This window comes from Vibrio gazogenes, assembly GCF_023920225.1.
Lineage (GTDB): Bacteria > Pseudomonadota > Gammaproteobacteria > Enterobacterales > Vibrionaceae > Vibrio > Vibrio gazogenes.
In genome coordinates this window covers 452366-478292 of the sequence record NZ_CP092588.1, presented here as the reverse complement: position 1 = coordinate 478292, position 25927 = coordinate 452366, and the positions used below count along the sequence as shown (strand labels likewise).

19 protein-coding genes are annotated in these 25927 nt (G+C 46.6%); 9 read left to right on the top strand and 10 right to left on the bottom strand.

What is annotated here, in order from left to right; translation table 11 throughout:
* Positions 1-178: 178 nt before the first annotated feature.
* Genes fruB through fruA form a run of 3 tightly spaced genes read left to right on the top strand, consistent with a single transcriptional unit; the run spans position 179 to position 4031 of the window.
* The gene (fruB, locus tag MKS89_RS17685) at positions 179-1315 is read left to right on the top strand and encodes a fused PTS fructose transporter subunit IIA/HPr protein (protein ID WP_072954997.1); all 1137 of its coding nucleotides are present in this window, start codon (positions 179-181) and stop codon (positions 1313-1315) included.
* Between the two features lie 9 nt (positions 1316-1324).
* Complete coding sequence (gene pfkB / locus MKS89_RS17680; protein WP_072954994.1) at positions 1325-2278, top strand: 1-phosphofructokinase; 954 nt, start codon at positions 1325-1327, stop codon at positions 2276-2278.
* A 22-nt stretch (positions 2279-2300) separates the two neighbouring features.
* Positions 2301-4031: a PTS fructose transporter subunit IIBC gene (gene fruA, locus MKS89_RS17675; RefSeq protein WP_072954991.1), complete on the top strand. Its 1731-nt coding sequence runs from the start codon at positions 2301-2303 to the stop codon at positions 4029-4031.
* 281 nt (positions 4032-4312) lie between these two features.
* Here the strand turns inward: fruA and MKS89_RS17670 are convergent, their stop codons facing one another.
* The 3 genes from MKS89_RS17670 to MKS89_RS17660 form a co-directional block, all read right to left on the bottom strand.
* Complete coding sequence (locus tag MKS89_RS17670) at positions 4313-5788, bottom strand: endo-1,4-beta-xylanase (RefSeq protein ID WP_072954988.1); 1476 nt, start codon at positions 5786-5788, stop codon at positions 4313-4315.
* 379 nt (positions 5789-6167) lie between these two features.
* Positions 6168-6923, bottom strand: a complete 756-nt coding sequence (locus MKS89_RS17665) for a putative ATP-dependent zinc protease (protein WP_077316170.1) — start codon at positions 6921-6923, stop codon at positions 6168-6170.
* 221 nt (positions 6924-7144) lie between these two features.
* Complete coding sequence (locus tag MKS89_RS17660) at positions 7145-8302, bottom strand: glycerate kinase (RefSeq protein WP_106406916.1); 1158 nt, start codon at positions 8300-8302, stop codon at positions 7145-7147.
* A gap of 480 nt (positions 8303-8782) precedes the next feature.
* On the opposite strand from MKS89_RS17660, the gene MKS89_RS17655 reads away from it, so the two are divergent.
* A complete protein-coding gene (locus MKS89_RS17655; protein WP_072954980.1) occupies positions 8783-8965 on the top strand; it encodes a hypothetical protein in 183 nt (60 codons plus the stop codon).
* A gap of 114 nt (positions 8966-9079) precedes the next feature.
* Here MKS89_RS17655 and MKS89_RS17650 read toward each other — a convergent pair whose 3' ends face one another.
* Complete coding sequence (locus MKS89_RS17650; RefSeq protein WP_072955120.1) at positions 9080-9703, bottom strand: TetR/AcrR family transcriptional regulator; 624 nt, start codon at positions 9701-9703, stop codon at positions 9080-9082.
* An 86-nt stretch (positions 9704-9789) separates the two neighbouring features.
* Between MKS89_RS17650 and MKS89_RS17645 the strand changes: the two genes are divergently transcribed.
* Positions 9790-11826: an NADPH-dependent 2,4-dienoyl-CoA reductase gene (locus MKS89_RS17645; protein ID WP_072954978.1), complete on the top strand. Its 2037-nt coding sequence runs from the start codon at positions 9790-9792 to the stop codon at positions 11824-11826.
* A 46-nt stretch (positions 11827-11872) separates the two neighbouring features.
* Here the strand turns inward: MKS89_RS17645 and MKS89_RS17640 are convergent, their stop codons facing one another.
* The 4 genes from MKS89_RS17640 to MKS89_RS17625 all read right to left on the bottom strand — a co-directional run bounded on the left by MKS89_RS17640 (position 11873) and on the right by MKS89_RS17625 (position 16943).
* A complete protein-coding gene (locus MKS89_RS17640) occupies positions 11873-13582 on the bottom strand; it encodes a putative bifunctional diguanylate cyclase/phosphodiesterase (RefSeq protein WP_072954975.1) in 1710 nt (569 codons plus the stop codon).
* Positions 13583-13743: 161 nt separating this feature from the next.
* The gene (locus tag MKS89_RS17635) at positions 13744-15504 is read right to left on the bottom strand and encodes a CHASE domain-containing protein (protein WP_242656012.1); all 1761 of its coding nucleotides are present in this window, start codon (positions 15502-15504) and stop codon (positions 13744-13746) included.
* 233 nt (positions 15505-15737) lie between these two features.
* Entirely contained in the window at positions 15738-16139 is a 402-nt protein-coding gene (locus MKS89_RS17630) for a GFA family protein (RefSeq protein WP_072954966.1), read from the bottom strand.
* Between the two features lie 117 nt (positions 16140-16256).
* Positions 16257-16943, bottom strand: coding sequence for a DUF4336 domain-containing protein (locus MKS89_RS17625; RefSeq protein ID WP_072954964.1), 687 nt, complete (start codon positions 16941-16943; stop codon positions 16257-16259).
* 397 nt (positions 16944-17340) lie between these two features.
* Here MKS89_RS17625 and MKS89_RS17620 point away from each other — a divergent pair, with 397 nt between their 5' ends.
* The 3 genes from MKS89_RS17620 to MKS89_RS17610 all read left to right on the top strand — a co-directional run bounded on the left by MKS89_RS17620 (position 17341) and on the right by MKS89_RS17610 (position 21128).
* Positions 17341-17787, top strand: coding sequence for a DUF1353 domain-containing protein (locus MKS89_RS17620; RefSeq protein ID WP_072954962.1), 447 nt, complete (start codon positions 17341-17343; stop codon positions 17785-17787).
* 427 nt (positions 17788-18214) lie between these two features.
* Positions 18215-19405: a cellulase family glycosylhydrolase gene (locus tag MKS89_RS17615; protein WP_072954959.1), complete on the top strand. Its 1191-nt coding sequence runs from the start codon at positions 18215-18217 to the stop codon at positions 19403-19405.
* Positions 19406-19730: 325 nt separating this feature from the next.
* Positions 19731-21128, top strand: a complete 1398-nt coding sequence (locus MKS89_RS17610; protein WP_072954957.1) for a peptide MFS transporter — start codon at positions 19731-19733, stop codon at positions 21126-21128.
* Positions 21129-21342: 214 nt separating this feature from the next.
* Here the strand turns inward: MKS89_RS17610 and xylB are convergent, their stop codons facing one another.
* Positions 21343-22797: a xylulokinase gene (gene xylB / locus MKS89_RS17605; protein WP_072954954.1), complete on the bottom strand. Its 1455-nt coding sequence runs from the start codon at positions 22795-22797 to the stop codon at positions 21343-21345.
* A 258-nt stretch (positions 22798-23055) separates the two neighbouring features.
* On the opposite strand from xylB, the gene MKS89_RS17600 reads away from it, so the two are divergent.
* Entirely contained in the window at positions 23056-24333 is a 1278-nt protein-coding gene (locus MKS89_RS17600; protein ID WP_278247313.1) for a XylR family transcriptional regulator, read from the top strand.
* Between the two features lie 161 nt (positions 24334-24494).
* Here MKS89_RS17600 and xylE read toward each other — a convergent pair whose 3' ends face one another.
* Positions 24495-25898: a D-xylose transporter XylE gene (xylE, locus tag MKS89_RS17595; RefSeq protein ID WP_072954948.1), complete on the bottom strand. Its 1404-nt coding sequence runs from the start codon at positions 25896-25898 to the stop codon at positions 24495-24497.
* Positions 25899-25927: the final 29 nt, after the last annotated feature.

The following is a 25927-nucleotide window of genomic DNA, read 5'->3' as shown; positions in this document are numbered from 1 at the left end:
ATGTGAAGTGATTTTTGCTGAATTTTTTTAATAGATACTGAAACGATTCAGCTATCATTCATAATAAAACGATGGTGCAGACACCCAGGGATGATCTTCCCGACCAGAAACTCCGTTAGAGAGTTATCGGATGTGTCCGCACCTAAAGCGCCAAATAAGGCAATTAAAGGGGCCAAACATGCTGCAACTCACTCCTCATGACATCCATCTGGGACAGTCTCAGTCGAATAAACAAGATGCAATTCGTGCAATTGCGAGCCACCTGAGCGAGAAGGGACTCGTTGATGCTGGTTACGTCGATGGCATGCTCAACCGGGAAGCACAAAATTCAACATTCCTCGGCAATGGCATTGCAATTCCGCATGGTACAACCGATACCCGTTCTTTAGTCAAAGCAACCGGTGTTGCTGTGCACCATTTTCCTCAGGGTGTTGACTGGGGTGATGGCAATACGGTTTATGTCGCGATCGGTATCGCTGCCAAATCCGATGAACATCTCGGTATTTTGAAGCAACTGACCAAAGTACTGTCAGCCGATGGCGTTGAGCAAAAACTGCAACAGGCCAGCCAAGCGCAAGAAATCATTGCCCTACTCAATGGTGACGTTCAGTTCGAAGCTGATTTTGATGACACGCTGATTCAACTGCAATTCCCGGCAACGGACATGACGCCGCTGTCAGCAGTTGCAAGTGGATTGCTGAAAAACAAAGGCTGTGTCAACAGCGAGTTTGTCGCCGATGTGGTCGCCAAAGAAGCAACCCCACTCGGTGGTGGTTTGTGGCTCACCAGTAGTAATCGCGGTGTATCCCGCACCGGTCTGGCATTCATCACTGCCAATGATGCTTTTGAAGTTCAAGGACAGCCAGTCAAAGGCCTCATCGTTGTTGCTGCTTGTAATGGCGCACATCAGCCGCTGATGCAAAAAATCACTGACATTGTCTTCCAGAAGAATCAACAAGCCCTGTTCACCGGTGACAAACAAGCAGTTCTGGCAGCGTTCGGTATGGCTGAATCAGCACCGGCAAGTGCCGACAACAGTGCCAACACGGCGGTTTTCCAAGTGAAAAATTCACATGGTCTGCACGCTCGTCCGGGCGCAATGCTCGTCGCGGAAGCGAAGAAATTTGAAGCTGAAATCAAAGTTTCCAATCTCGATGGCGATGGTAAAGCAGTCAATGCGAAAAGCCTGATGAAAGTCATCGCTCTGGGTGTGAAATGCGGACACAGACTTGAATTTACCGCCAACGGTTCTGATGCAAGCCAAGCGCTTGAAGCGCTGGGTGCTGCGATTAATGCTGGTTTAGGCGAACATTAAGGGATCATTATGACGAATCGAGTAGTCACCATTACTCTCAACCCGGCACTGGATCTGACCGGCAGCCTTGACACATTACAAGTCGGTTCTGTCAGTCTGGTCAATCAAGGTTCACTTCATGCCGCAGGGAAAGGGGTTAACGTTGCTCAGGTGCTCAGTGATCTGGGTGCCGAAGTCACCGTGACCGGTTTTCTGGGTAAAGAGAATCAAGACATCTTTGGTCAGTTATTCGAAACCATGGGTGCAACGGATGAATTTATCCGCGTTGATGGCGCAACCCGAATCAACGTGAAGCTGGTTGAATCTTCCGGTGAAGTCAGCGATATCAACTTTCCCGGTGTCGAAGTGTCCTCACAGGCCATCGCAGCATTTGAAGAAACATTGTTCCGACTGGCTGAAAGTCATGAATATTTTGTCTTGGCGGGCAGTTTACCGAAAGGGGTTTCTCCCCAGCTTTGTGCATCTTGGATCGAGCAACTCCACCAACGGGGTAAGAAAGTGTTGTTCGATAGCAGCCGCGATGCGCTTGCCGCCGGTCTGGACGCTCATCCGTGGTTAATCAAACCCAATGATGAGGAATTATCTCACTTCGTCGGCAGACCGCTTGAGTCTGCGGCTGAATGTCAGCAAGCAGCGAGAGAACTCGCCGCAAAAGAGATCGAGAATATCGTCGTCTCAATGGGTGCAAACGGGGTGATGTGGCTTAACAACAATGAATGGCTACATGCAAAACCACCTCGGATGAATGTCGTCAGTACCGTCGGAGCCGGTGATACGCTGGTTGCCGGGTTGTGCTGGGGACATATGCAGTCCATGAGGAAGGAGGAACTACTTACCTTTGCAACGGCACTATCTGCACTAGCAGTGAGTCAGGTGGGTGTCGGTGTGGCCGATATCCAACAGTTAAACACCCTACAACAGCAGATCCAATTACAACCGTATAGCCCTGAGGCTAGTAATTAAGGACAACAATAAGGTCGTAACTATGAAAATTGCCATTATTACCGCGTGCCCGAGCGGCGTCGCAAATAGTATTCTCGCTGCCGGTTTGTTAGAGCAAGCAGCGAAGTCTCTGGATTGGTCAGCAACGGTTGAATGTCACTCTTCCGTTGTCGATGGCTATACGCTCACTGACGCCGATGTTGCTGAAGCGGAGCTGGTTGTCATTGCTGCCAATACACCTGTTGATACCACCCGTTTCGTTGGCAAAAAAGTTTACCAAAGCGATATTGCCGCATGTACGACGGATCCAACAGCCTATCTGAAAACAGCAGCAGAACAAGCGCAAGTCCTTGATAAAGCGCACACTGTTGCGGCGGTACCCGCTGCATCAGCAGAAACCGCGAAGAGAATCGTTGCGATTACTGCCTGCCCGACGGGTGTTGCACACACCTTTATGGCGGCTGAAGCGCTGGAAAATACCGCTCAAACCATGGGACACCAGATTAAGGTGGAAACGCGTGGTTCTGTCGGTGCGAAAAACCAACTAACCGCCGAAGATATTGCAGCAGCAGATCTCGTTATCATTGCCGCTGATATTGAGGTGCCACTGGATCGTTTCAACGGTAAGAAGCTCTACCGGACCAAAACTGGCCCGGCACTGAAAAAAACACAGGAAGAGATCGAAAAAGCATTCGTTCAGGCAACTGTTTATCAGGGATCTGCCGGTTCCAGTGAATCGGCAACAGAAGAGAAGAAAGGCGTTTATAAACACTTGATGACAGGTGTATCACACATGCTGCCCGTGGTGGTTGCCGGTGGTTTAATCATCGCCTTGTCATTCGTCTTCGGGATTGAAGCCTTTAAAGAAGAAGGAACGCTTGCCGCTGCACTGATGAAAATCGGTGGTGGTTCAGCATTTGCGCTGATGATTCCGGTTCTGGCGGGTTACATTGCCTTCTCGATTGCAGACCGTCCCGGACTTGCTCCTGGTTTAGTCGGTGGTATGTTAGCCAGCTCTATCGGTTCTGGTTTCCTTGGTGGTATCGTGGCTGGTTTCATCGCCGGTTATGCCGCAAAACTGATTGCAGATAAAGTGCAGTTGCCTCAGTCGATGGAAGCATTGAAACCGATTCTGATTATCCCATTCTTAGCGACGCTAGTGACTGGTCTGATCATGATTTATATCGTGGGAACGCCCGTTGCGAATATCATGTCAGCAATGACTTCATTCCTTGAGAATATGGGCTCAGGCAATGCGATTCTGCTGGGTATTATCCTCGGAGCAATGATGTGCTTTGACTTGGGTGGTCCGGTCAATAAAGCAGCCTATACCTTCGGCGTCGGTCTGTTGGCTTCTCAACAATATCTGCCAATGGCGGCAATTATGGCTGCCGGTATGGTGCCGGCATTGGGTATGGGTGTTGCAACCTTTATCGCCAAAAATAAATTTGAGAAAAGTGAGCAAGAAGCAGGTAAAGCATCATTCGTACTGGGTCTGTGCTTCATCTCAGAAGGTGCGATTCCATTTGCAGCGAAAGATCCAATGCGCGTTATCCCTGCTTGTATGGCTGGTGGTGCAGTCACCGGTGCATTGTCAATGCTGTTTGGTGCGAAACTGATGGCACCTCACGGTGGTCTGTTCGTGCTGTTAATTCCAAACGCAATTTCACCAGTGCTAATGTATCTGGTTGCGATTGCTGTTGGTACAGCAATCACCGGTATTGGCTATGCGATGATCAAACCTCAATCAGCATTAGAGAAAGCAGTCTCCTAAACCCTCTTGGAGCACATTATTTTGCTCCATTGAAAACGGTTTGCCAGTGGGAATCCCCCACTGGCTTTTTTATATTTGACATTCATCGATAAGACGGAAAATGACGGATAAGGCATGTCACCATCGCAGCGCTTTACCCTGATAGCTCGCTTATAAATGACCAGATATAAAAAATCCCCTCAGACATATGTCTGAGGGGATCGTCAATGTAATTGATCAATACGCTCGCTCAGCCACCGGTTCCAAATGGTGAACAGAACATATCCGTATCACTACATTGATTATCGGCCTAAGTAGTTCATCAGCCAATTCATTGCCGGACGTGGTGAGCCGTTATCATAAATCAGACCTGAGCCATCGACCCATGTTCTGCCGACAACATATCCCCATAGCGTAATCCCTGCCACCGCATCGGAGTTATAGAATAACGGGAACTGTTGCTTCATGACATTCAGTTGTTCCTGATCATTCCCTTTGGCCACGTCATATTCAGAAATATAAATCGGTAACCCTAGCGCCGCGACCTTATTCAAATTCGCTTGCAATTGAGATACTGAGAAGTTTTCCAAACCATGTGCTTGTAACCCGATTGCATCGACAACCCCAGCTTGTACTGCCGGTCTTGCCATCGCAATGAACTCATTAGTATTCCAGCTTAACACGTTGTAATCGTTAAGAATCAATGTTGCATTCGGACAATATTTACGTGCCAGTTGGAATGACTTGATGATCCAATCATTACCGAAGGCACTTTGGGCATACTTAGCCGGAGCATGGCCCGGTGTTGCTTCGTTAACGACATCAATCATCGCAACATCAGGATAGCGGTAACAGAAATCACGGATCCATTCTTCGATTTCACCCGCCTGCTCAGATGGGCTTAATCTATCCATCCAAGACGGATACTGATTTCCCCAAACAAACGTATGCTGTTTAAATGGAATGTTATGTTGTTTCGCATAATTATAAGAGGCGTCAACCCCACTCCAGTTATAAACATCACGCGTTCTTTCGACAGAACCCCATTTACCTTCATTCTCTGGCGTAATCTGATCCCAGTATCTGGTGAAATCTCCGCGAACCTGACCAGAAGTGGTAATATTCCCGACGAATTTTTTACCGTTTCCGGGGTTGTCAGAACCACCACCGCCAACATCTTCAACCGACATATCATCTGCATAGTAACTGACGCGACTATTATCAGATTCAATAATCAAATGCTGGAACGGTGAGCCTGACTGGGTATATGACCCTTTCAGCTCAGTCCACTGATAATCGTTCGCCCATACGTTTCCAATCCGGGTATATTCATTATTTGTCCGTTTACCCGTCAGAATAATGTTCGCGCTTTGAGATCCCGGTGCTAACCGGACCCAGACGGATACATTATATTTTTTACCATTGATTAACGGTGCCGGCTTAAACGTAATACCATTCCAAGTCGCGTTGCGGTTTAAAATTTGTACACTTGCCGCCCCGCTATGACTTGCTTGATTCGTGCGAGTGATATAACCACCAACTGATGACCAGTTGGTTAACCCATTTTCCACACCACCATTATTTGCTAAACCAGCAAATGATTCAGCAGCATAATATGCTGAAAAATCTGATGGTGCCGCTGCATTGACATCTGTCTGAGTATCAGCAGTCGCACTCATAAATGGCATCATCAAAGCAGCCAAAGCCGTCAGAACCGGTCCTGTCCGGAACTGTTTTGCTTTGAAACCTAACCATTGCCGTTGTGTTATTTTCTTCATGTTTTCTCCTTTGCGTTAAGACGCTTATCACTATTTATCGAGAGACTTTTTCAGTAACGAAGAAGACCATGACAAATAGCTCAAACATAGACCAAAAATATAAATCAGGTCGCATATAGAATATCACTAAATCAAAAAGATGAGAGATGCCACCTCATATTTTTGTTATTTGCATCCATATATTTTTAAAACGAAGTATCAATTTGTGATCTCATCGTCGAATTAAAGTTTGCAATCAATGGCGGATGTATTTGGCAAGTCATAAATATGATATTGATAGAAAAATGGCCTCAGGGTATAAAATACCTTGAGGCCATTAAGTAACATGTTATATTAATTAACTGTTATTAAACCATGATTTTAATTTTATTGATTATGTTTAGTTAAAAATATCAATAATCCGTCTCATTTCATGAGATGTCATATCTCGAAAAAAGCTTTGCCCGAACAGCACGGGAGAACGAGTCCGCTGTGAAGCATCAGTCAACATAAATTCAGTCTGCTCTTTGAGCTCTTTGCCAAATTCAATCCAAGTCACCACCACGGCATGCCGTTCTTCGGAATGAGTCTTAGCCGATGCAACATTCATCCAGCGCATTACCGGTAAACTGACGGGAGCACTTTTACGCTGACCCGATTGAATACTGAACTGAACCCAATCCTGACCACTGCGCTGAAAATAGTTGACATCCGTCGTTGATAATTGGGATATCTCGGCATCCCGATCAAGCTGAGCCGGAAACTTTTCATTAATCCCCGGCAGATACACCCAATCTTTCTGAGTGACGTCTGACTGCTGAGCCGAAGAGACTGTTGTTACATCTGTGGTCGTCTGAATATCAGTCACAGCCTGTTCATTAAGGTGTTCCACCTGCACAGGCGCCGCAGATACCTCCTCGGGCTTATCAACAACATCCGCTTGCACACTCAATGTTTCCTGCGTTGCGACATCACTCTGAGGTGCGAATTCATATCCATAGGCTTGATCGATCGGCTGCTGCGCTTTTTCACGATCCGCATGACTTGCATCCTGCTGTGTTGTCGATGCCGCCACACCAATAGGTCCCGTATGACTACATCCCATCAGCCCGCTAAACAGCATTAATATCATCCATGACTTCCATGGTCGTTTCATCCGGTTCCCCCACGCTTATTGTGCCGCCAAATTTTATGCTGCCACTGACATTCATCAACTGAATCATATCGATTGATGACTGTTCTCTTGATGACTTATCTATTTATTGCTTATTCTATTTGTCACTTACCTATTTGTTATTGACTCAAGTGTGGCGGTTTGTAGTTAACTTTCAAGATTTTAGTCGATTTTTTGTCCTGAAAACCACAAATTTTTACGCTTTATGCCTGCTCACCCGTGATCTGTTTTCCACTGATGTGTACCAGACGGGCGACCTGAACGGTGGTTTGTTCAAGATGATGGGCAGCCTGAGCAAGCGCCACGTCAAGTGTCATGACCGCTTGTACCGTACCGAAGGCTGTATCAATGCCAACTTCATGCAGTTGTTGATCCGTCGCTTTTACGCTGCCGGCAAGCGCGATGACCGGTTTACCATAACGTTTTGCAAGCCGGGCAATTCCAACCGGTACTTTACCATTGAGACTTTGTGCATCAAGACATCCTTCGCCGGTAATGACCAAATCACAGCGAGCAATTTCCGGTGCCAGATCAAGCGCTTCGATCACGAGTTCAATTCCCGGAGACAATCGGGCCTCGAGAAACGCCATCAGTGCCGCGCCGACCCCACCCGCAGCCCCAGCTCCGGGCCGCGTATCAACGACTTGACCGAGTTGCCTTTCTATCACACCAGCATAATGAACCAAGCCCCGATCCAGCGCCCGAACCATCGCTGGTGTCGCGCCCTTCTGTGGCCCATAAACTGCTGCCGCTCCCGATTCTCCGGTTAATGGATTCGTCACATCACAAGCGACCTCAACCCGGCATGATTGCAAACGTGGATCTAAACCGGAAAGGTCGATTGAATCCAGCCGAGATAACGTCGCACCACCGGGCGGTAATTCATGCCCTTGTGCATCGACAAAAGATGCGCCCAACGCCTGCATCATCCCGACACCACCGTCATTGGTGGCACTCCCGCCGATTCCCAGCACCAAATGGCGAATCCCCTCATCAAGTGCAGCACGGATCAATTGTCCGGTCCCAAAACTCGTCGTCAGTAACGGATTACGTTCATCAGTCGTCAGTAACGACAATCCGCTGGCTGCCGCCATTTCGATAAACGCAGTTTGTTGATCATGACTCATCCCCCATTCAGCATCAATTGCAACACCAATCGGGTTGTTCACGCGCGCCGTCACTTTTTGCCCTTGAGATGCCATAACCAAAGCATCGACAAACCCATCCCCGCCATCGGTGACCGGTTTTTTGATACACTCTGCTTCAGGAAAAACTTGCTGCCAGCCCTGTGCAATGATGTCAGCAACCTCAACGGCACTGAGACTCTCTTTAAATGAATCGGGGGCAATCACAATTCTCATCAATGTCTCTCCGTATTCTTGGTCGTATTCCGCAGTATTTCATTATTCTTAGTTGTCAAAACCACTCGCACACGCACTCAGTTTATATTTAAAGTCGATCAGTACGTGATATAGATCAGTATATTACATAGAAAAATGGCACCACTCACCGAGATCACGGATTCAAGATAATGCCTGAGGCGCAATGTCCAGAATTTGATGTCAAGGAAGAAAAATAACCCTGATATTTTAACCTGAAGAAGATCAAGCGAGTGTCTCGGCAAAATCAGATGAGCCGTCATATTGCATCAGACCATATTCAATATTAGGCGTAGTATTTTTCGATATGAGAATAAGATTATATTCACTAATGATATTAATAATCATTTCATCAAATTAATCTTTCATTTTTAACTAGTGAAGTAACAGTTCAGTTACGCTACGTTTACAAACAGGTTACTAAAAAAATTCAATAAAAACCTTCGTTGAGGAGAAGTACATATGAAAGTTTTAGTTCAGTTTGATCAAAGTGGAAAACACAAAGACCACGCTTGGGAAGCCCCCATTGCCCATGCTAAAGGTGAATTGTTAGCCGTTAGTCCAATACTTGCTGTCCAGTTACTCAAAAATCGTCAAGCTCACCTTTGTCTCAATGAGTCTGGAGAAATTCGATTCAGCTCGTAGCGCATTTGATGCTGTTGATTGTCATCGACCGCAATCTTTAAAGAATTCCCCCCCCCACATGTTTGGGTGGCGCCACTGTCCAAGGCAATACCCAACATGTTTTTCTCTCAGATTTTATCCCTGTTCGCACGCATCTGCTTTTGGTATGACCAACATTCGAATCGCACAATCACACATATCATCAATATACTGACTATCAGCATACACACCATCGATGACCAATCGTGCCAAACCATGCATGGTGCTCCAAATAACCTGTGCGAGCCGCACGGTTATTTCTTCCCGAGGAAAAAGGCCTAACTGCTGCCAACGAGCGGTAATATCGACCTGATACTGAAAACAGAGATAGGCAATTTCTTTTAACGCGGGAGTGGCCTGTGCTTGTTTCCAGATAGCCCGGCCAAACATCAACTCATATGTTTCCGGTGTTGTGGTCGCATCATGAATATAGTGATAAAAGAACTGGCGAAACGTCTCGTGATGATCATCCGTTGCACTTTCGACTAATTGACGGGTGCGCCGATACCAATGATGAAACCCCTGCTCAGCCAACGCGCAGAGCAATTCATTTTTATCTTGAAAATGGTGATATAGCGCAGTCCGTGACACACCGACGTGGTCCGCCAGTTTACGTAATGACAGCCCTTCAATCCCAGTTTCTTTCAGCATCAGATCCGCTGACTGTAATAGGCTTCGCCGCAGATCACCATGATGGTAGTTCAATTTTCTTGATTTCATACTCTGTAAATTAGCATGAATCTTGACAGTGTCAAAATCATCGACAATATTGACACTGTCAAGATAACAATCGAAGGACATGATCTATGACGGCATCAACTCATCCACACTATCCACATCTGTTCCAACCTCTGGATTTAGGATTCACCACCCTGAAAAACCGAGTGTTGATGGGGTCGATGCATACCGGATTGGAAGACATCCCTCACGGCGAAAAACGGCTTGCCGCTTATTATGCTGAACGCGCCAGAGGTGGGGTCGGTTTGATAGTGACCGGGGGCATCGGCCCGAATCCCGAAGGTGCAACGCACCCGAATAGTCCGGGGCTCACCACGGCTGCACAAATTCAGGCTCATCGAGTCGTCACACAAGCGGTTCATGCCGAAGGTGGCAAAATATGCCTGCAAATTCTGCATACCGGGCGATATGCCTATAATCCCGCGCTGGTGGCTCCGTCGGCAATTCAGGCACCGATTAACCGTTTCAAGCCCAATGCCCTCGATGAATCCGGTATCGAAAAACAGCTCGATGACTTTGTGCAAACCGCACTCAACGCACAACAGGCTGGCTATGATGGTGTCGAAATCATGGGCTCAGAAGGCTATCTGCTCAATCAGTTTATTGCGACACGCACGAACCAACGTGATGATCAATGGGGGGGCACCTATCCCCATCGCATTCGCTTTCCGTTAGAAGTCGTGCGGCGTGTCAGAGCCGCCGTCGGTCAACATTTCATTCTCATCTATCGTCTTTCGATGTTGGATCTGGTTGAAAGTGGCTCCAGTGCCGCAGAAGTCACCGAGCTGGGTCAAGCCATTGAAGCTGCCGGAGCAACGCTAATCAATACCGGCATTGGCTGGCATGAAGCCAGAATTCCGACCATTGCAACCTGTGTCCCCCGGGGCGCGTTTACGTGGGTGACGAAACATTTTCGTCAAGCTTTTAAAATTCCGGTGATTACCACCAACCGTATTAACACGCCGGAAATGGCTGAAAGCGTCTTAGCCCGTGGTGATGCCGATATGGTTTCCATGGCCCGCCCCTTCTTGGCCGATCCTGAATTTGTCTACAAAGCCCAGCATGGCCGCAGTGATGAAATCAATACCTGTATCGGCTGTAATCAGGCGTGTCTCGACCATGTCTTTGTCGGCAAGATCGCCAGTTGTCTGGTCAATCCATTGGCTTGTCATGAAACCGAATTACTGGTCAGCCCTACGGCTCAGCCGAAGCAAATCGCAGTCGTTGGTGCCGGTCCGGCCGGGCTCGCCGCGGCTGTCACAGCAGCCCGGCGCGGTCATCAAGTCACCTTGTTTGACGCAGCATCTGAAATTGGCGGTCAATTTAATATTGCCAAACAAATTCCGGGTAAATCCGAGTTTCACGAGACACTGCGCTATTTTGCTCGTCAACTCGCATTATTGCAGGTCGATATTCGGCTCAACACACACGTTGATGTTGAGCAACTTAATCAATCAGATGTCGATGAAGTCATCATTGCAACGGGCGTCTTTCCCCGCACGCCCGCGATAGAAGGGATCGATCACACGAAAGTGCTCAGTTACCTCGATGTCTTACGGGAACAACACCCTGTCGGTCATAAAGTTGCCATTATCGGTGCCGGGGGAATTGGGTTTGATGTGGCGGAATATCTGTCTCATGGAGCCGATCAAACCGCATTGACCACACCTCAGGCATTTATGCAGCAATGGGGAATCGATATGACGCTCAAGGCTCGCGGTGGCATCGAAGACGTTCAGCCCTCCCACCCCAAATCCCCCCGCCAGATCTATCTTCTCCAACGAAAAGCAACCAAAGTCGGTGCCGAGTTAGGCAAAACAACCGGCTGGATTCACCGCACCAGTTTACACAACAGAGGCGTGCAAATGATATCAGGCTGTGAGTATTTGCGGATCGATGATGATGGCCTGTGGCTACGCGTCAACGACGAAGAGCAATGTATCGGGGTGGATCAGGTGATTATTTGTGCCGGGCAAGAACCTTTGCGAACCCTGACCGAGGGGCTGAATAAACCCTACCACTTGATCGGTGGAGCCGATATCGCTGCCGAACTCGATGCCAAACGGGCCATTCATCAGGGCACCGTTACGGCTATACAAATATAGTGCAACGATAAAAATAGCCGACATCAATCCCTTGTTCGGGGGCGGTTTAAATCATGCCCTGAAGCCAGTTGTTTTCAAACGACTCGGCAGAGATCGGCTGCGAGAATAAATAACCTTGGAGTCGATTCACATTCAGTGCCTGGCAAAATTGTTTTTGTTCTTCGGTTTCAATCCCTTCAGCCACCGTTTCGTAGCCCAGTGAATGGGCAAATGCACAGATAGCTTTGAGTAAGGTTCGTTGCTGCTTATCATCGGCGTTTTGCACAAAGGATTTATCGATTTTCAAGATACTGAACGGAAATTGACTCAAGTGTGATAACGATGAATAGCCGGTGCCAAAATCGTCCAAAGAGAGGCGCACCCCCGTTGCAGACAAGTTATTCAGCATTTCAATCGCACTGAGGCTATTTTCTAAGTGACTTTCCGTTAATTCCAACTCAACGAGATCAGCGGGGATATTGTATTGTGTCAGACAGCTTTGCAGGAATTCCGACAACGCATGATCCTTTAATTGGCGTGCAGAAAGATTGACCGCGATGGAAAAACAGATATGGGGTCCCTGTACAGCCCCAACCCATTGACTGAACTGACGGCAAGCCGCTTCAATCACCCAGCGACCAATGTCAATAATCAGATCCGACTCCTCTGCAATCGGAATAAATTCATCAGGTGGCACAATGCCCAGTGTATGATGTCGCCAACGAATCAGGGCTTCGACACCAACCAACTGCTCTGAATGTGTATCTACTTGTGGCTGGAAAAACAAAGTCAATTGATCGCTTTTAATCGCTTGCTTCAAGTCAAACTCCAGTTGCATCCGCGATACCATTTTTTCATGGAAATCAACGGAATAATATTGAACGCGATTGCGCCCAAGCGCTTTGGCACGATACATCGCGACATCAGCACATTTCATTAACCCTGTCGCATCTGTCGCACATAATGGGTAAGTAGCAACGCCAATACTCACGGTGACTTCTATGGTTTGTTCCTGAATAGTCATCGGTTTTCCTAACGATTCAAAAATACGAGCAACCAGTAATCGGACATGCTCAAGTTGCGGCAGGTCGTAAACAAGAATCGCAAATTCATCACCACCTAAACGGCACAACTTGTCACTTTCTCGGATCGGTTGCTCCAAGCGCCGGGCAATTTCTTGCAGCAGGCGATCTCCGGCTTGGTGCCCCAGTACATCGTTGACTTTTTTGAAGTTATCTAAATCTAATAATAATAAAACTAATTGCTCACCATTGCGTGAGTTTCTGGTCACTGCATCACGAAGTGTCTCATCAAAAAAGTATCGATTGCGTAACCCAGTCAAACTATCACGCTCCGCAATATACCGCAGTTGCTCATGGCTCGAACGAATCTCCTGCTCAAGCGCATGTCGTTCTTGTGAAATCAAAATGGCACGTTTTAAACGTGACGATGTCACTTCACTTTTCATAATAAAATCTTGCGCACCCGCTTCGACACACGCTAACGCCAGTCTTTCATCATTACTATGGCTGAGCATCACTATCGCGGTGGAATAATCATTTCCACCGCGAATCTCACGCAATATTTCAATACCGTTTGAAGGCGGAATCTGATAATCGAGTAAAATTACGTCATAGCAGTGCTCAGTAGCCAGACGAATGCCCTCGGCAGCAGTATCAGACTGATCAACTCGATTCAAAACCAGTTCTGACTTATGCAAAGTTCTGATGGCTGACATCCGGTCAACCGCATCATCATCAATAATCAAAATATCCATAGAACACCTGCCTTTCATGCGGAATTTCAACCCATCGCCAGTCGTGATCAAGACATTCTGATACAGGTTTGAAATCTTGATTGATCGACGACTGGCCAATATACCCGACAATATTGGTTCGATAAGCCTGTGCGATTTCTTTTTCACACCTTAAAACGGGTTTATGCTTCGTCTCTCTTCTCATCTTCTGTATTCTGTGGTTGCATACCAATCGGCCAAGAAAATGAAAAAGTGAGCCCACGTTGACCATCTGACTGAATCTGATATGCGCAGTGGTAACGTTCTAATATTTTTTTAATGATCGACAATCCCAACCCACTGCCTTCGACCTGATCCCGCGGTCTTAGGGTATGGAACAGTTCAAAGACTTTCTCCTGATGTTCAGGTGGGATCCCCGGCCCGTCATCGCTTACTTTAAAGTGAAGATATTGGGGAGACTGAGAAACCGTGATGGCGATATTCCCCGTCTTCTGGTCATGATGTTTCATCGCATTGCCGATCAAGTTTCTGATAATTTGTTCCAACGGCGTGACCATCGTCATCACATCTTCATCTGGTGCTTCAACCGTTAACGCAAAACGACGGTCGTGGTTAAGTAAATGAAAGACATCATCAATCAAAGACGCGACATTCACAGAGCCGGGCAACTCTTTATTTCTGCCGACACGAGAATAGGTCAGTAAATCATTTAATAAACGCTCAAGGCGAGAGATCCGGCTTTTCATTAAGTCGAGGTGCGCATAAGTTGTTTCGGTCAGCGCCCCTTCACTATCTTCTTCAATCCATTGCGCCAACTGATTGATCCCTCGGAGTGGTGCTTTTAAGTCATGTGATGCAACAAAGGCGAACTGATCCAACTCGCTGTTTGCCTCTTCCAGATCTCGATTTTTTTGCTGGAGGCTTTGACTGGTCTGCTCCAGCTCTTCTGTTCGTGATTTCAAATTGGCGGTGACTTTGTGCGCAAACTCAATTGCATTGCGATTTGATCGGGCGAGAATAAAGAAAATGACAAAGAGCAGCACATCAATCGTCAAGCCTCCGAACAAAATGATGAAAGGCTGGGCATGATTTTGTTGCGCTCGAAATAGCTCTGTCGATTGCAGATTAAAACGCCATACGCGCCCGTAGAGTTCCAGTGTAATCTCTCGTTGGAATAATGGGTCAGGATCGAAATTTTCAGAATTTGAATCCAGCTCTGTGTACAGTAACGAGTCTCCGTCATAGATACTGAAATTAACGAGGCGGTTGGTATTTTTTAACGTGCCATCCATCAATTTGAACATAATGAAAGGCGCATATACCAACCCCCTAAAATCACCATGCGTTTCACCATACCGCTCAGAAACCCTACCCGATGAATACCACGGCGCATAAAATAAAAACCCCGGCGTTTTCTGGTCATCCTGAACTAAAGTAATCGGCCCGGTAATATTCGCCAAATGTGTATCACGTGCTTTTTTCGCTGCGGTATATCGATTGATTTCGTGTGCCATATCTAAACCAACCGCTCTGCGGTTTTCCACTTGCGGTTCAATATAGGTAATCGGCCAATATTCCGATTCAGCATGCTCAGGGTGAATCGTGTAACCATCCAGAGATGATCTTTGCCATGACAGGTAGTTCGACAGCTTTTCCGGGGGAACATAATGAATCACGCCAATCCCGTTAATGCCCGGGAAACGCTGATCAATCTGTAAGCTGGTTGAAAACGTTCGCCAATCTGCCCGCGCAGCATCACGCGGAAACATTCTCAATGCAGAAACGCCCGCCCATAATGCTTCTTCGTAACGAATCATTCGCTCTTGTACCAGCTCGACAATTTGCTGTGACTGAAACTCAAATTGATTGGCGATTTTAAGATCAGTCTGGCGTTCGGTTATGTAATAAGCCCCAAAAGTTAATAACAGAGACAGTAAAATCACGAGCCAATGATACCAATGCAATCTAGAGGAGACGCCGCTAATGTGATATTCCATATCTTTTGGTTGCGATGGTATCAATATCCTACCCCTAACATAAAAGTGATATTTTTTAAGTTAGTTGAAGGAGTCAGAAACCTCAATATTCGTTCAATCGTCGATTGAGGATTATTTGAGTGATGTGATCATTCAATAGGAATTTGAGTAACCCTGAGCATACATTCATGCTCACTGGCTTATTCAGGAAGGTGGGCAAAACTTGGCAGATCGCCTGAATTTTTTGACCAGTTCGCCTGACTGTCGATAAAAATATTCGCATCAGGCTTATGTGGGAGATCCGAATCGAGACTCCCTCCCGGGAGCAGAACCATCACATTATCAATCACCGTCGGCACGGCAGAGCCACAGTTTTGACAGAAGCTTTTCACATGACGACTATCCGGGTGATGATATGTTTTCACCAGATCAGCGCCACTCAACCAGTGAAACGAGACCGGTTTTACAAACAAATTTGCCGCATGAGCCGACCCCGTATCTTTACGGCATCGTTGACAATGACACAGGAAAAATTTCTGTAATTCACCTGTCAGCTCATACCGGACACTGTCGCATAGACACGACCCTTGAAAATGATTCATGTTTTCTCCTGACAGTTCTCTGAAATTAACGGGGTGGGTCAATGCGATGATTCATCGAAGTATTGACCCGCAACCAACCCAGCGCGGAGTAGAAAGTACTTCAACATTTTGCATGATTTACAACAACCAACGAAACGAGCGGCGTAAGAATTTTTCAGCATCTTCAGTCACAATGATACCGTGTGCCATAACAATGGTCTTAGGATTCCAACTCAGGATTTTTTTCAGATGCGCTCGGGCCGTCGCCTTTCCGGTCATAAAAGTTAACCGCCAATCCAGTGGCATTTTTCCTGTCGGAGCCAGAACCCCAGTCAGCTTAGCCAGCAAACGCTGAAAACCATTGAAAGCCTTCGGTGAGAAGTTTTCAATCAGATCCGTAACAATTAAAGTCTCACTCGGACGGTGAAAAAAGACACATTCCTCCATGACCCGAGAGCCGGTAAATAACACATTATCCAGTTCATCACTCCAAGGATAATCCATCTGGGCAGACAAAACCGTATTAAAGGTTAAGTCCTGACGCTTATGACGTACCCCTTCCGTTCCATAGGTGAACGCCTCCGGATAAGCGTCTTGCCATTGGGAAATAAACAGATGATGAAGTTGGTTGGGGGCAATCAAATACTTGACCACACCTAAAGCATCAACGGAAGCTTTCAGATCAGAATCTAATTCAATCGGACTGTGGACCCATAACGATTGATCAGCAAGCCGAACGATCGTCATTCGGGTCGAGTAAGGTAACGTCAAAAACGGGACCTCTTTACCATCAAATATCCAAATATTCTCGCCAATCGCTCTCATGATGTTCTCCGTTCTGGTTTTTCATCTGGTTGTTATTGCACGACGGGTTGTTATTACACGACGGATTATTATTGCACGACGAATTGTTATCGTACGATGGTTAGTATGCAACAAAAAACATAAAAATGCACAGACAGCATTCATCCGTGCAACTTACCCTCATTTTCTCCGACGTTTGCCTCAAATTCCGCATATAAGTCGCTGTAAATGTTACATTTGTTCGCAAAACTGTTCGCAGCCCCCCCTATTCAATAGTCATCGAAGCACATAGTCTATCCCTGCTGCGGTTCATGTACCTCAGCCGTCCGGACGAACACAACAACCCAGTAATTCGTTTCAAGCAATTCGTTTCAAGTAATACGTTCCAAGTAATACGTTTCAATATGGAGACTCAAATATGAGCAATTTATATGTATTCCCGGTGATTGAACCTCACAACAGCAAGCTAGATGAAGCCTACGAAGTCGCTGAAGATTTTGGCACCGTGAATCAAGGTACAGCAATCTGGGTACCGAAGTTCTTTCAGTATGATGGTGCGAGTGTCCCGAGTGCTGCCTACAGCATTATCGGTACGCCATTTAACCCGCGTTTTATGAAAGCAGCGGTTATCCACGACTGGCTTTATTACACGCATTTGTTAAGCCGCTCAGATGCCGACCAACTGTTCTATGAGCTACTGCGCGAATCCGATGTCAGCAAAGTCAAAGCAATTTTAATGCGCGAAGCCGTTGAAGCATTCGGTCATTTATACTGGGAAAATAATGACGATGATTTGCAATATTTATCTGATTTGAAAACCATGATTCAGAATGATAATCGCCAACCATCAAAGTATGGTCTGTAATTTACTGGCAAAACAAAACCAGCATATAATTATCTTTCATTCTGTATAAAATAAAAGCATGCTTGAATCATTCCGTCCTGTTTTATAGGACGGAATGTCTTATTCATACAGTACAAAATATTTTATCTCATAATTTCTCTTACATTTTTATACTGATTATTCAAATCCAGATCACAGATACAGTTTTAATAAATTTAAAACCACTTTATTAGTGACATAAATAAAAATATAGAAATCGACTATCTAGTGTATTGTCACAACTATTATAGTTTATCTCTCCTGATTGCTATTCCCACCTATATTTAAAACAGTTGCCAATTTATTAGGCGGCAATACTTGTCAAACATAATTCCAGCTAACAATACAATTATCATGAGTCATTCAACTCATAGTGAGTGGTACGTCATGTTTAATTAGAGGTGAACTGATGTCATATTTACCAATACAACACCTATCCACGAGGAAAAGTGGTTCCTCAGCCAAAAAATTATTGCTTTCCTGTCTGGGATGCTTATTGATTGGATTAACCCAGCAAGCATATGCGGTTGAACCGTTATCCGTCTCCGGCAATAAGATCTATGCTGGTGATAGCATCAAAAGCTTCTCGGGAAATAGTCTGTTCTGGAGTAATAATGAGTGGGGCGGTGAAAAATTCTATCGCGCAGATATTGTCAAGATGCTCCGAGAAGACTGGAATGCCAGTATCGTCAGAGCCTCAATGGGTATTCAGGAAGAGGGCGGCTATCTTGATGATCCCGCAGGCAATAAGGCCAAAGTAGTTACCGTCGTAGATGCAGCTATCGCTAACGATATGTATGTCATCATCGATTGGCATTCTCATCATGCGGAAGACAATGTTGCCGAAGCAGTCAGCTTCTTCCGGGAGATGGCACAGAAATATGGTGACAGCCCCAATGTCATTTATGAGATCTACAATGAACCCCTACAAATCTCTTGGAATAACGTCATCAAACCCTATGCAGAAACCGTGATTGCTGCAATCCGTGAATTTGATCCGGATAACTTAATCGTTGTCGGCACGCCAAGCTGGTCACAAGACGTCGATACCGCATCCTGGAACCCAATCAACGGCACAAACATCGCCTATACGCTGCACTTTTATGCCGGGACACACGGTCAATATCTCAGAGATAAAGCACTCACAGCGATGAACAATGGAATTGCGCTATTCGTCACCGAATGGGGAACCATCAATGCCGACGGTGATGGCAATGTCAATGAAGCAGAAACTGACATCTGGGTGAACTTCATGAAAGAGCATGACCTCAGTAATGCGAACTGGGCGTTAAACGACAAGGATGAAGGCGCGTCCACCTATTATCCGGATACCATGACACTGACCCCATCCGGTAAGAAAGTAAAATCGATCATCGAGAACTGGCCATATCAACTCGACAATAGCACACCACAAAATTGTACAGGTGTGAATGTTTATCCGAACTGGACACGTAAATCATGGGAAGGCGGAAGTTACGACCATAGTGAGAGCGGTGACTACATGGTGTACCAGAATAAACTCTATCAAGCCAACTGGTATACAAAGTCAACCCCCGGGAGTGATGACTCTTGGCGCTTAACCGGTCTGTGTACAGATTAACCGATACGCTCTGATATCCTCATTTTGTGGGACCTTGCCAGCATTCCGTGCTGGCTTTTTTTATTTTTATATCAATCACCATCACAAATTTTTAATATTTGCTGATTTTTCCTTATCAACCATGCAAACAATTGTTTCATAAATGAAAACTTAGTTCACCCCGATTTTCTCATTTTACTGCTGAATTTATAAAATGTTTAAATTTCAAAAACTTAAAAATACATTTTTATAATGTATTGAATAAATGTTAAAAATCAAACCATTTACCCAATATGTAACATTAAAGTAAAATAAAAAACTAATAAATAATCTAAACAAAGCAAATATGAATCACAACAATCATCAATTCTTAGGTCATCCTCGTGGCCTGTTCCTATTGTTTGGCACTGAACTGTGGGAACGATTCTCCTACTATGCAATGCGAGCAATTCTGGTTTTATACCTCACAGACACAACACTAAACGGTGGCATGGGCTGGTCAGCCAAAGAGGCATTGGATCTCTATGGCATCTATACCGGGCTTGTCTACATTACGCCCCTCATCGGTGGCTGGTTGGCCGATAACTATTTCGGTCAACGTCGCTCAATTCTTGCAGGTGGCGCGCTGATGGCAGTCGGTCAGTTTACGCTGGCACTACCGCATCAATTATTCGGCCTTGATGCGGCGCACAGTTTCTATCTTGGTTTGGCACTGCTGATCATCGGGAATGGCCTGTTTAAACCTAATATTTCAACCATGGTTGGCGATCTGTACACAGAAGGTGACCATCGTCGCGACGGTGCATTCACCATCTTTTATATGGGGATTAATATCGGTGCACTACTCGCAGGGATTATCTCCGGTATTGCAACCAACAGCTATGGCTGGAAAGCCGGCTTCGTTGCAGCAGGTATCGGGATGCTCATCAGCTTCGTGATCCAAATCCTGTTTGCTCAGCGCTGGCTGGGAGATATTGGTCTCAAACCGGCTGCCGCGCGGGATTTACAACAGAAAAAATCAACGAAGAAAGAACCGCTAACCAAAGAAGAAATTGATCGCATGAAGGTCATTATCATCATGGGATTATTCGTGATTGTCTTCTGGGCCGGATTTGAACAAGCCGGTGGCTTGATGAACCTCTACACCCAACAGTATACCGATCGAATGATCGGCAGTTTTGAAGTGCCCGCCGCTTGGTTCCAGTCTCTAAATCCATTTTTCATCATTGTCTGTGCACCGCTGATTGCTGCGCTATGGGTCAAACTTGGCCGTCGAGAACCCAATTCACCGATCAAATTTGCATTTGGGCTTTTCTTTCTGGCGATCGGTTTCTTGTGCATGATTGGTGCCGTTTTAGAGCAAGGTGGCGATCTGAGTGTGAAAACCTCAATGTTCTGGCTGGTTGGTGCGTTCTTCTTCCATACTGTCGGGGAATTGTGCCTGTCACCAATCGGTTTATCGATGACCACCAAACTGGCACCGCTTCGTCTTGCTTCACTGATGATGGGCGTCTGGTTCGGATTTAATGCGATTGCCAACTACATTGCCGGGCTGATCGGTGCCCATGTCGGCGATTTCGGCGCCTTAGCGATTTTTGGTGGCATTGCCATCACGGCAATAGTCTCCGGCCTCGTCCTGCTCCTATTCTCTAACCAATTGGTCATGTGGATGCATGGTGCAGAACAAGCCACTCACCTGAACCGAAAGCCTCAAGAAGCCGACAGTGTGACTCAAACCGCTTAATATCTTGGTCATACAGTAAGTATTGAGATGCAAATGAGTATTGTACATACAATTGAACTGAGACTCAGTTAAACCGCATACGTTTCAGCGAGATCAAAATAAGGAGCCATATGGTATGGCTCCTTATTTATTTTATGTGACCCGGTTGGGATTGGTTACTTTCTCAAACATCAGGAAATAACCGAAGATACCACCGAGATAAAATCTCTCCCGCTTACACAAAAAGCGGTTTCAATTGACGATATAACTGTTGATAAACCGCTCTCTTGCGTTGGTAATGTGCTGTCTGCCCTTCATCCGGCATATGTTTTTCAATCAATACCGGTGATGCGCAGATATCCCGAGCCGTCATTTCCGGCCTAACGGCTAACATCGCCAGTCGTGCCGCACCGAGTGCCGGGCCAACATCACCGCCCTGACGATATGCCAGCGGCAACCGGACAATATCCGCCAGCATCTGACGCCAATATTGGCTGCGGGCGCCACCGCCAATCAAAACCACCTCTTCCGGCAGTAACCCCGTCTGATGTAATGCATCAAATCCATCGGCAAATGCAAACCCGACTCCTTCCAATACCGCCTGAACCAATTCGAACTTCGATGTCGAATGGGTCATACCGAAGAACACGCCTTTTGCATACGGGTCATTATGCGGTGTCCGTTCTCCCGACAAATAAGGTAGGAACACCACCCCAGAATCAGGATTGGCATGACGTTCCGTCTCACTCAACATCTCGCTGACATCGGTAAATCCGGTCAACTCACATACCCAAGACAAACAAGATGCCGCACTCAAAATGACCGACATGGTATGCCAAGTCCCGGGTAATGCATGACAGAAACTGTGTAATGCAGAATCGGGGTTCGCAAGGAAACCATCACTAACGGCGAAATACACTCCGGAAGTTCCCAAAGAGAGCATCGCCTGCCCCGGTTCGATAATCCCGACCCCGACAGCGCCAGCGGCATTATCACCACCACCGGCAATGACAGGCACCTCAGGCATACCCCATGCATTGGCAAGTTCAGGATTCAGAGTACCGGTGATCGCATTCCCTTCATACAGGTCCGGCATCTGACGTCGCGCCAGCCCGGTTGCATCAAGCAGTTCATCACTCCAATCTCGCCGGGCAACATCTAACCACATGGTTCCGGCGGCATCGGACATATCCGAGGCATACACACCCGTCATCCGATAACGCAAGTAATCTTTCGGCAGCAGGACTTTGTCTGTCTGAGCAAAAATTTCCGGTTCATGTTCTGCCACCCACAGGAGTTTCGGTGCGGTAAAGCCCGGCATCATCATATTCCCTGTAATCTGACGACTGTCAGGGACGCGCTGTTCCAGTTCGGCGCATTGTGCCTGACAACGCCCGTCATTCCACAAAATCGCAGGGCGCAAAACCTGCCCTTGTTGATCGAGCAGTACCGCACCATGCATCTGTCCCGACAGCCCGATAGCTTTCACTGCGCTCAGATCCGTCTGTTTTCCCAGCGCCTGAATGGCTTGACACATAGCTTGCCACCAATGCTGCGGATCTTGTTCTGACCACAGCGGAAACGGACGTGATATCTCTAGTGGTATCACCTCGCTCGCCACCACATCACCATTTTCCGCAAGAACAATGACCTTAACGCCGGATGTCCCTAAATCGATTCCAACATACATAAGCTACCCTTTCATTTTCACTCAATAGACTCGGATAACCTCAGGAAATACACAGTGTAATGGGGCCATCCGGATATATTTACGCTTCGTGATGATTTTATTTATCGAATCATTATCATAAGTCGCTCTGTTCACGACACAATTACGATTTTTCATAGATAGCTTCATGGATTTAACGACTGAGTGAAGGATCACATTTAACACAGTACTTGCCTGTTAGACTTAAAAATTATGGACAAAATATAATTAATACTATTTATGAATAAAAACCCATCCATGACCGCTCTGAAACCTTACCCTCACAACTTATATCGTCAGTTCATCGACCACCGTTATCGGATTACACTGTTGTTTAATGCCAATAAAGTGTACGACCGAGAGGTAATCGAAGGCATCGGCGAATATTTACAGGCGTCGCAATGTAACTGGGATATTTATCTGGAAGAGGAATTCACCACGCATCTGGAGAATTTCCATACTTGGAAAGGCGACGGAGTGATTGCTGATTTCGACAACCCCCATATTCGGGAGTTGCTCGAAGATACGACGCTCCCTGTTGTTGCAATCGGTGGCTCTTATGAACATCCATCCGATTATCCGGATGTCCCTTATGTTGCCACGGATAACCAAGCATTGATTGAACTCGCATTTCAGCATCTCAAAAGCAAAGGGATTGAAAATTTTGCGTTCTACGGAATGCCGGAAGAATCATGGCGACGCTGGTCTCACGAACGAGAACAAGCCTTTATTCAACTCTTACAACGAGAGGGATACTCCGGTTCGGTTTACCGGGGTAATGAGGTAAGCCCGCAAACATGGCAGTACGATATGAATCGTCTCGCAGACTGGTTGCAGCAACTACCGACGCCGGTCGGCATTGTTGCGGTCACCGATGCCCGAGCTCGCCACCTGCTTCAGGTTTGCGATCATTTGAAGTTGATGGTGCCGGACAAAATATCCGTCATTGGGATTGATAATGAAGAGCTGACCCGCTACCTGAGCCGAGTGTCGTTATCTTCGGTCGAACAAGGATGTAAAGAGATGGGCTATCAGGCTGCCAAATTGCTGCACCGCCTGCTGACCACCGCCCCCGAGGAGACAGAACAGTTAGAGGCGCTCAGGCAAACGCGTCGACTGGTTCCTCCGACACAAGTCCACGCACGACAGAGTACCGACTATCAAGCGCTGAAAGATCCCTATGTGATTCAGGCGATGCATTTTATCCGTCATCACGCCTGCAAAGGTATTAAAGTCGAACAGGTTCTCGACTATGTCGGTATTTCTCGCTCCAACATGGAAATTCGTTTTAAAGAAGAGTGCGGACATTCCATTCATCAGGAAATCCATAACTCTAAGTTGAGGCAAGCACGCCATCTACTGGCAACCACGTCATTACCGGTCGCCGAAATTGCTGAATTATGTGGCTATCCTTCACTGCAATATATGTACAGCGTGTTTAAAAAACATCAGCAATGTACACCGAAAGAATTTCGCGAACAGCATCACGACAGATGGCGTCATCGTGATGCGCTATAACCGAAGCAATTCCGTGGTTAAAAGCGATTCCGTAGTTAAATAAGCAGGCCCACCGAGATTCGGTGGGCAACTGCACAGAACGATAGTCATCACCATCTAATCATTCTCTTATGAGGATCAGCCATCACCCCCAGCGGATGGCATGAAGTGATCTTCACCGCTCAAGATGATTTAGCCGTTTTCATGCGATTACCGGTTGGCTCTGAATCACGCTGCCAAAGAGTTTCCAGTTGTTCCAACGACTTGCCTTTGGTTTCCGGAACCCAGCGATAAATAAAGTAAACGGTAAATACCCCCATAATCCCATACAGCCAGAACGGAAAACCGCCATGAAATTGCTGGAAGATAAAACTCTCTTTTTCATTCATCATCGGGAAGGACTGAGACACGACAAAGTTGGCGAACCACTGCGCAAACACAGCAATGGATAATGCTCTGGAACGAACGCTGTTGGGGAAGATTTCAGACAACAGAACCCAAGTCACCGGCCCCAGTGACAATGCAAACGCAGCAATGTACATCAACATAAACACTAACAGATAACTACCAATTGCATTCAGGTAAGCGGCGGTGCCAATCGCTAACATACTGACTGCCATCAAACCGGCACCAATCATCATCAGCGGACGACGTCCGAATTTATCCACGGTGAAAATAGCCAACACGGTAAAACTTAAATTGACCGCACCCACCAGAATGGTTTGCAGTAAGGCAATATCCGTCGTGGAATCACTGAAACTTTTCAGAATCGCGGGCGCATAATAGAGAAATACATTAATCCCCGTGACCTGTTGTAATACACTTAGCATAATACCGATCAGTAACACGCTCAGATATCCCGCAGCGATAATCCCCGGCCGCTGAACCTTAACCAATGACTGCTTGATTTCTTTCCATTGCGGCTCGATATCTTGCTGTGGATTAATTGCCTTCAGCAGGCTGTGTGCTTCATTATCACGCCCTTTCAGTGCCAGCCAGCGCGGTGTTTCAGGTACGGTAAACAACAGCCCAAAGAATAGGATTGCAGGAATGACTTCGGAGGCAAACATATACCGCCAGCCCACATCATTGAGCCAGTTATCGCTGCCCAGAAGTGCAATGCCATAGTTGACGAAGTACACCACTAACATACCGAAAATAATGGCAAACTGGTTCCATGCAACCAATCCACCACGACGTGCAGGTGGCGCTACTTCTGCGATATACATCGGAGAAACCATCGACGCAATTCCCACACCGACACCCCCGATAATCCGATAAATCACAAAGGTCCAATAATGCTGTGGTACTGCGGAACCGATCGCTGAAATCAGAAAAAGTAACGCGGCAATAATCAATGCGCCCCGCCGCCCGTGACGGTTACTGACATAACCGGCCAACGCAGCACCAAGAACACAACCGATTAAAGCAGAGGATGCAGCAAACCCCAACTCGGCTGCAGTAAGTTGAAAATAATTTTGCAGCGCCTCAACCGCACCGGAAATAACCGCGGTATCGTAACCAAATAACAATCCACCTAACGCCACAACCAGCGTTAAGTGAATAACATTTGTACCTGTTTTCATCTGAATGACCTCTTTTATATTTGTAGGGA

Bases quoted from the DNA above. Each gene is read 5' to 3' on its own strand.
- fruB (WP_072954997.1), top strand. From the start codon at position 179: ATGCTGCAACTCACTCCTCATGACATCCATCTGGGACAGTCTCAGTCG.
- pfkB (WP_072954994.1), top strand. From the start codon at position 1,325: ATGACGAATCGAGTAGTCACCATTACTCTCAACCCGGCACTGGATCTG.
- fruA (WP_072954991.1), top strand. From the start codon at position 2,301: ATGAAAATTGCCATTATTACCGCGTGCCCGAGCGGCGTCGCAAATAGT.
- MKS89_RS17670 (WP_072954988.1), bottom strand. From the start codon at position 5,788: ATGAAGAAAATAACACAACGGCAATGGTTAGGTTTCAAAGCAAAACAG.
- MKS89_RS17665 (WP_077316170.1), bottom strand. From the start codon at position 6,923: ATGAAACGACCATGGAAGTCATGGATGATATTAATGCTGTTTAGCGGG.
- MKS89_RS17660 (WP_106406916.1), bottom strand. From the start codon at position 8,302: ATGAGAATTGTGATTGCCCCCGATTCATTTAAAGAGAGTCTCAGTGCC.
- MKS89_RS17655 (WP_072954980.1), top strand. From the start codon at position 8,783: ATGAAAGTTTTAGTTCAGTTTGATCAAAGTGGAAAACACAAAGACCAC.
- MKS89_RS17650 (WP_072955120.1), bottom strand. From the start codon at position 9,703: ATGAAATCAAGAAAATTGAACTACCATCATGGTGATCTGCGGCGAAGC.
- MKS89_RS17645 (WP_072954978.1), top strand. From the start codon at position 9,790: ATGACGGCATCAACTCATCCACACTATCCACATCTGTTCCAACCTCTG.
- MKS89_RS17640 (WP_072954975.1), bottom strand. From the start codon at position 13,582: ATGGATATTTTGATTATTGATGATGATGCGGTTGACCGGATGTCAGCC.
- MKS89_RS17630 (WP_072954966.1), bottom strand. From the start codon at position 16,139: ATGAATCATTTTCAAGGGTCGTGTCTATGCGACAGTGTCCGGTATGAG.
- MKS89_RS17625 (WP_072954964.1), bottom strand. From the start codon at position 16,943: ATGAGAGCGATTGGCGAGAATATTTGGATATTTGATGGTAAAGAGGTC.
- MKS89_RS17620 (WP_072954962.1), top strand. From the start codon at position 17,341: ATGAGCAATTTATATGTATTCCCGGTGATTGAACCTCACAACAGCAAG.
- MKS89_RS17615 (WP_072954959.1), top strand. From the start codon at position 18,215: ATGTCATATTTACCAATACAACACCTATCCACGAGGAAAAGTGGTTCC.
- MKS89_RS17610 (WP_072954957.1), top strand. From the start codon at position 19,731: ATGAATCACAACAATCATCAATTCTTAGGTCATCCTCGTGGCCTGTTC.
- xylB (WP_072954954.1), bottom strand. From the start codon at position 22,797: ATGTATGTTGGAATCGATTTAGGGACATCCGGCGTTAAGGTCATTGTT.
- MKS89_RS17600 (WP_278247313.1), top strand. From the start codon at position 23,056: ATGAATAAAAACCCATCCATGACCGCTCTGAAACCTTACCCTCACAAC.
- xylE (WP_072954948.1), bottom strand. From the start codon at position 25,898: ATGAAAACAGGTACAAATGTTATTCACTTAACGCTGGTTGTGGCGTTA.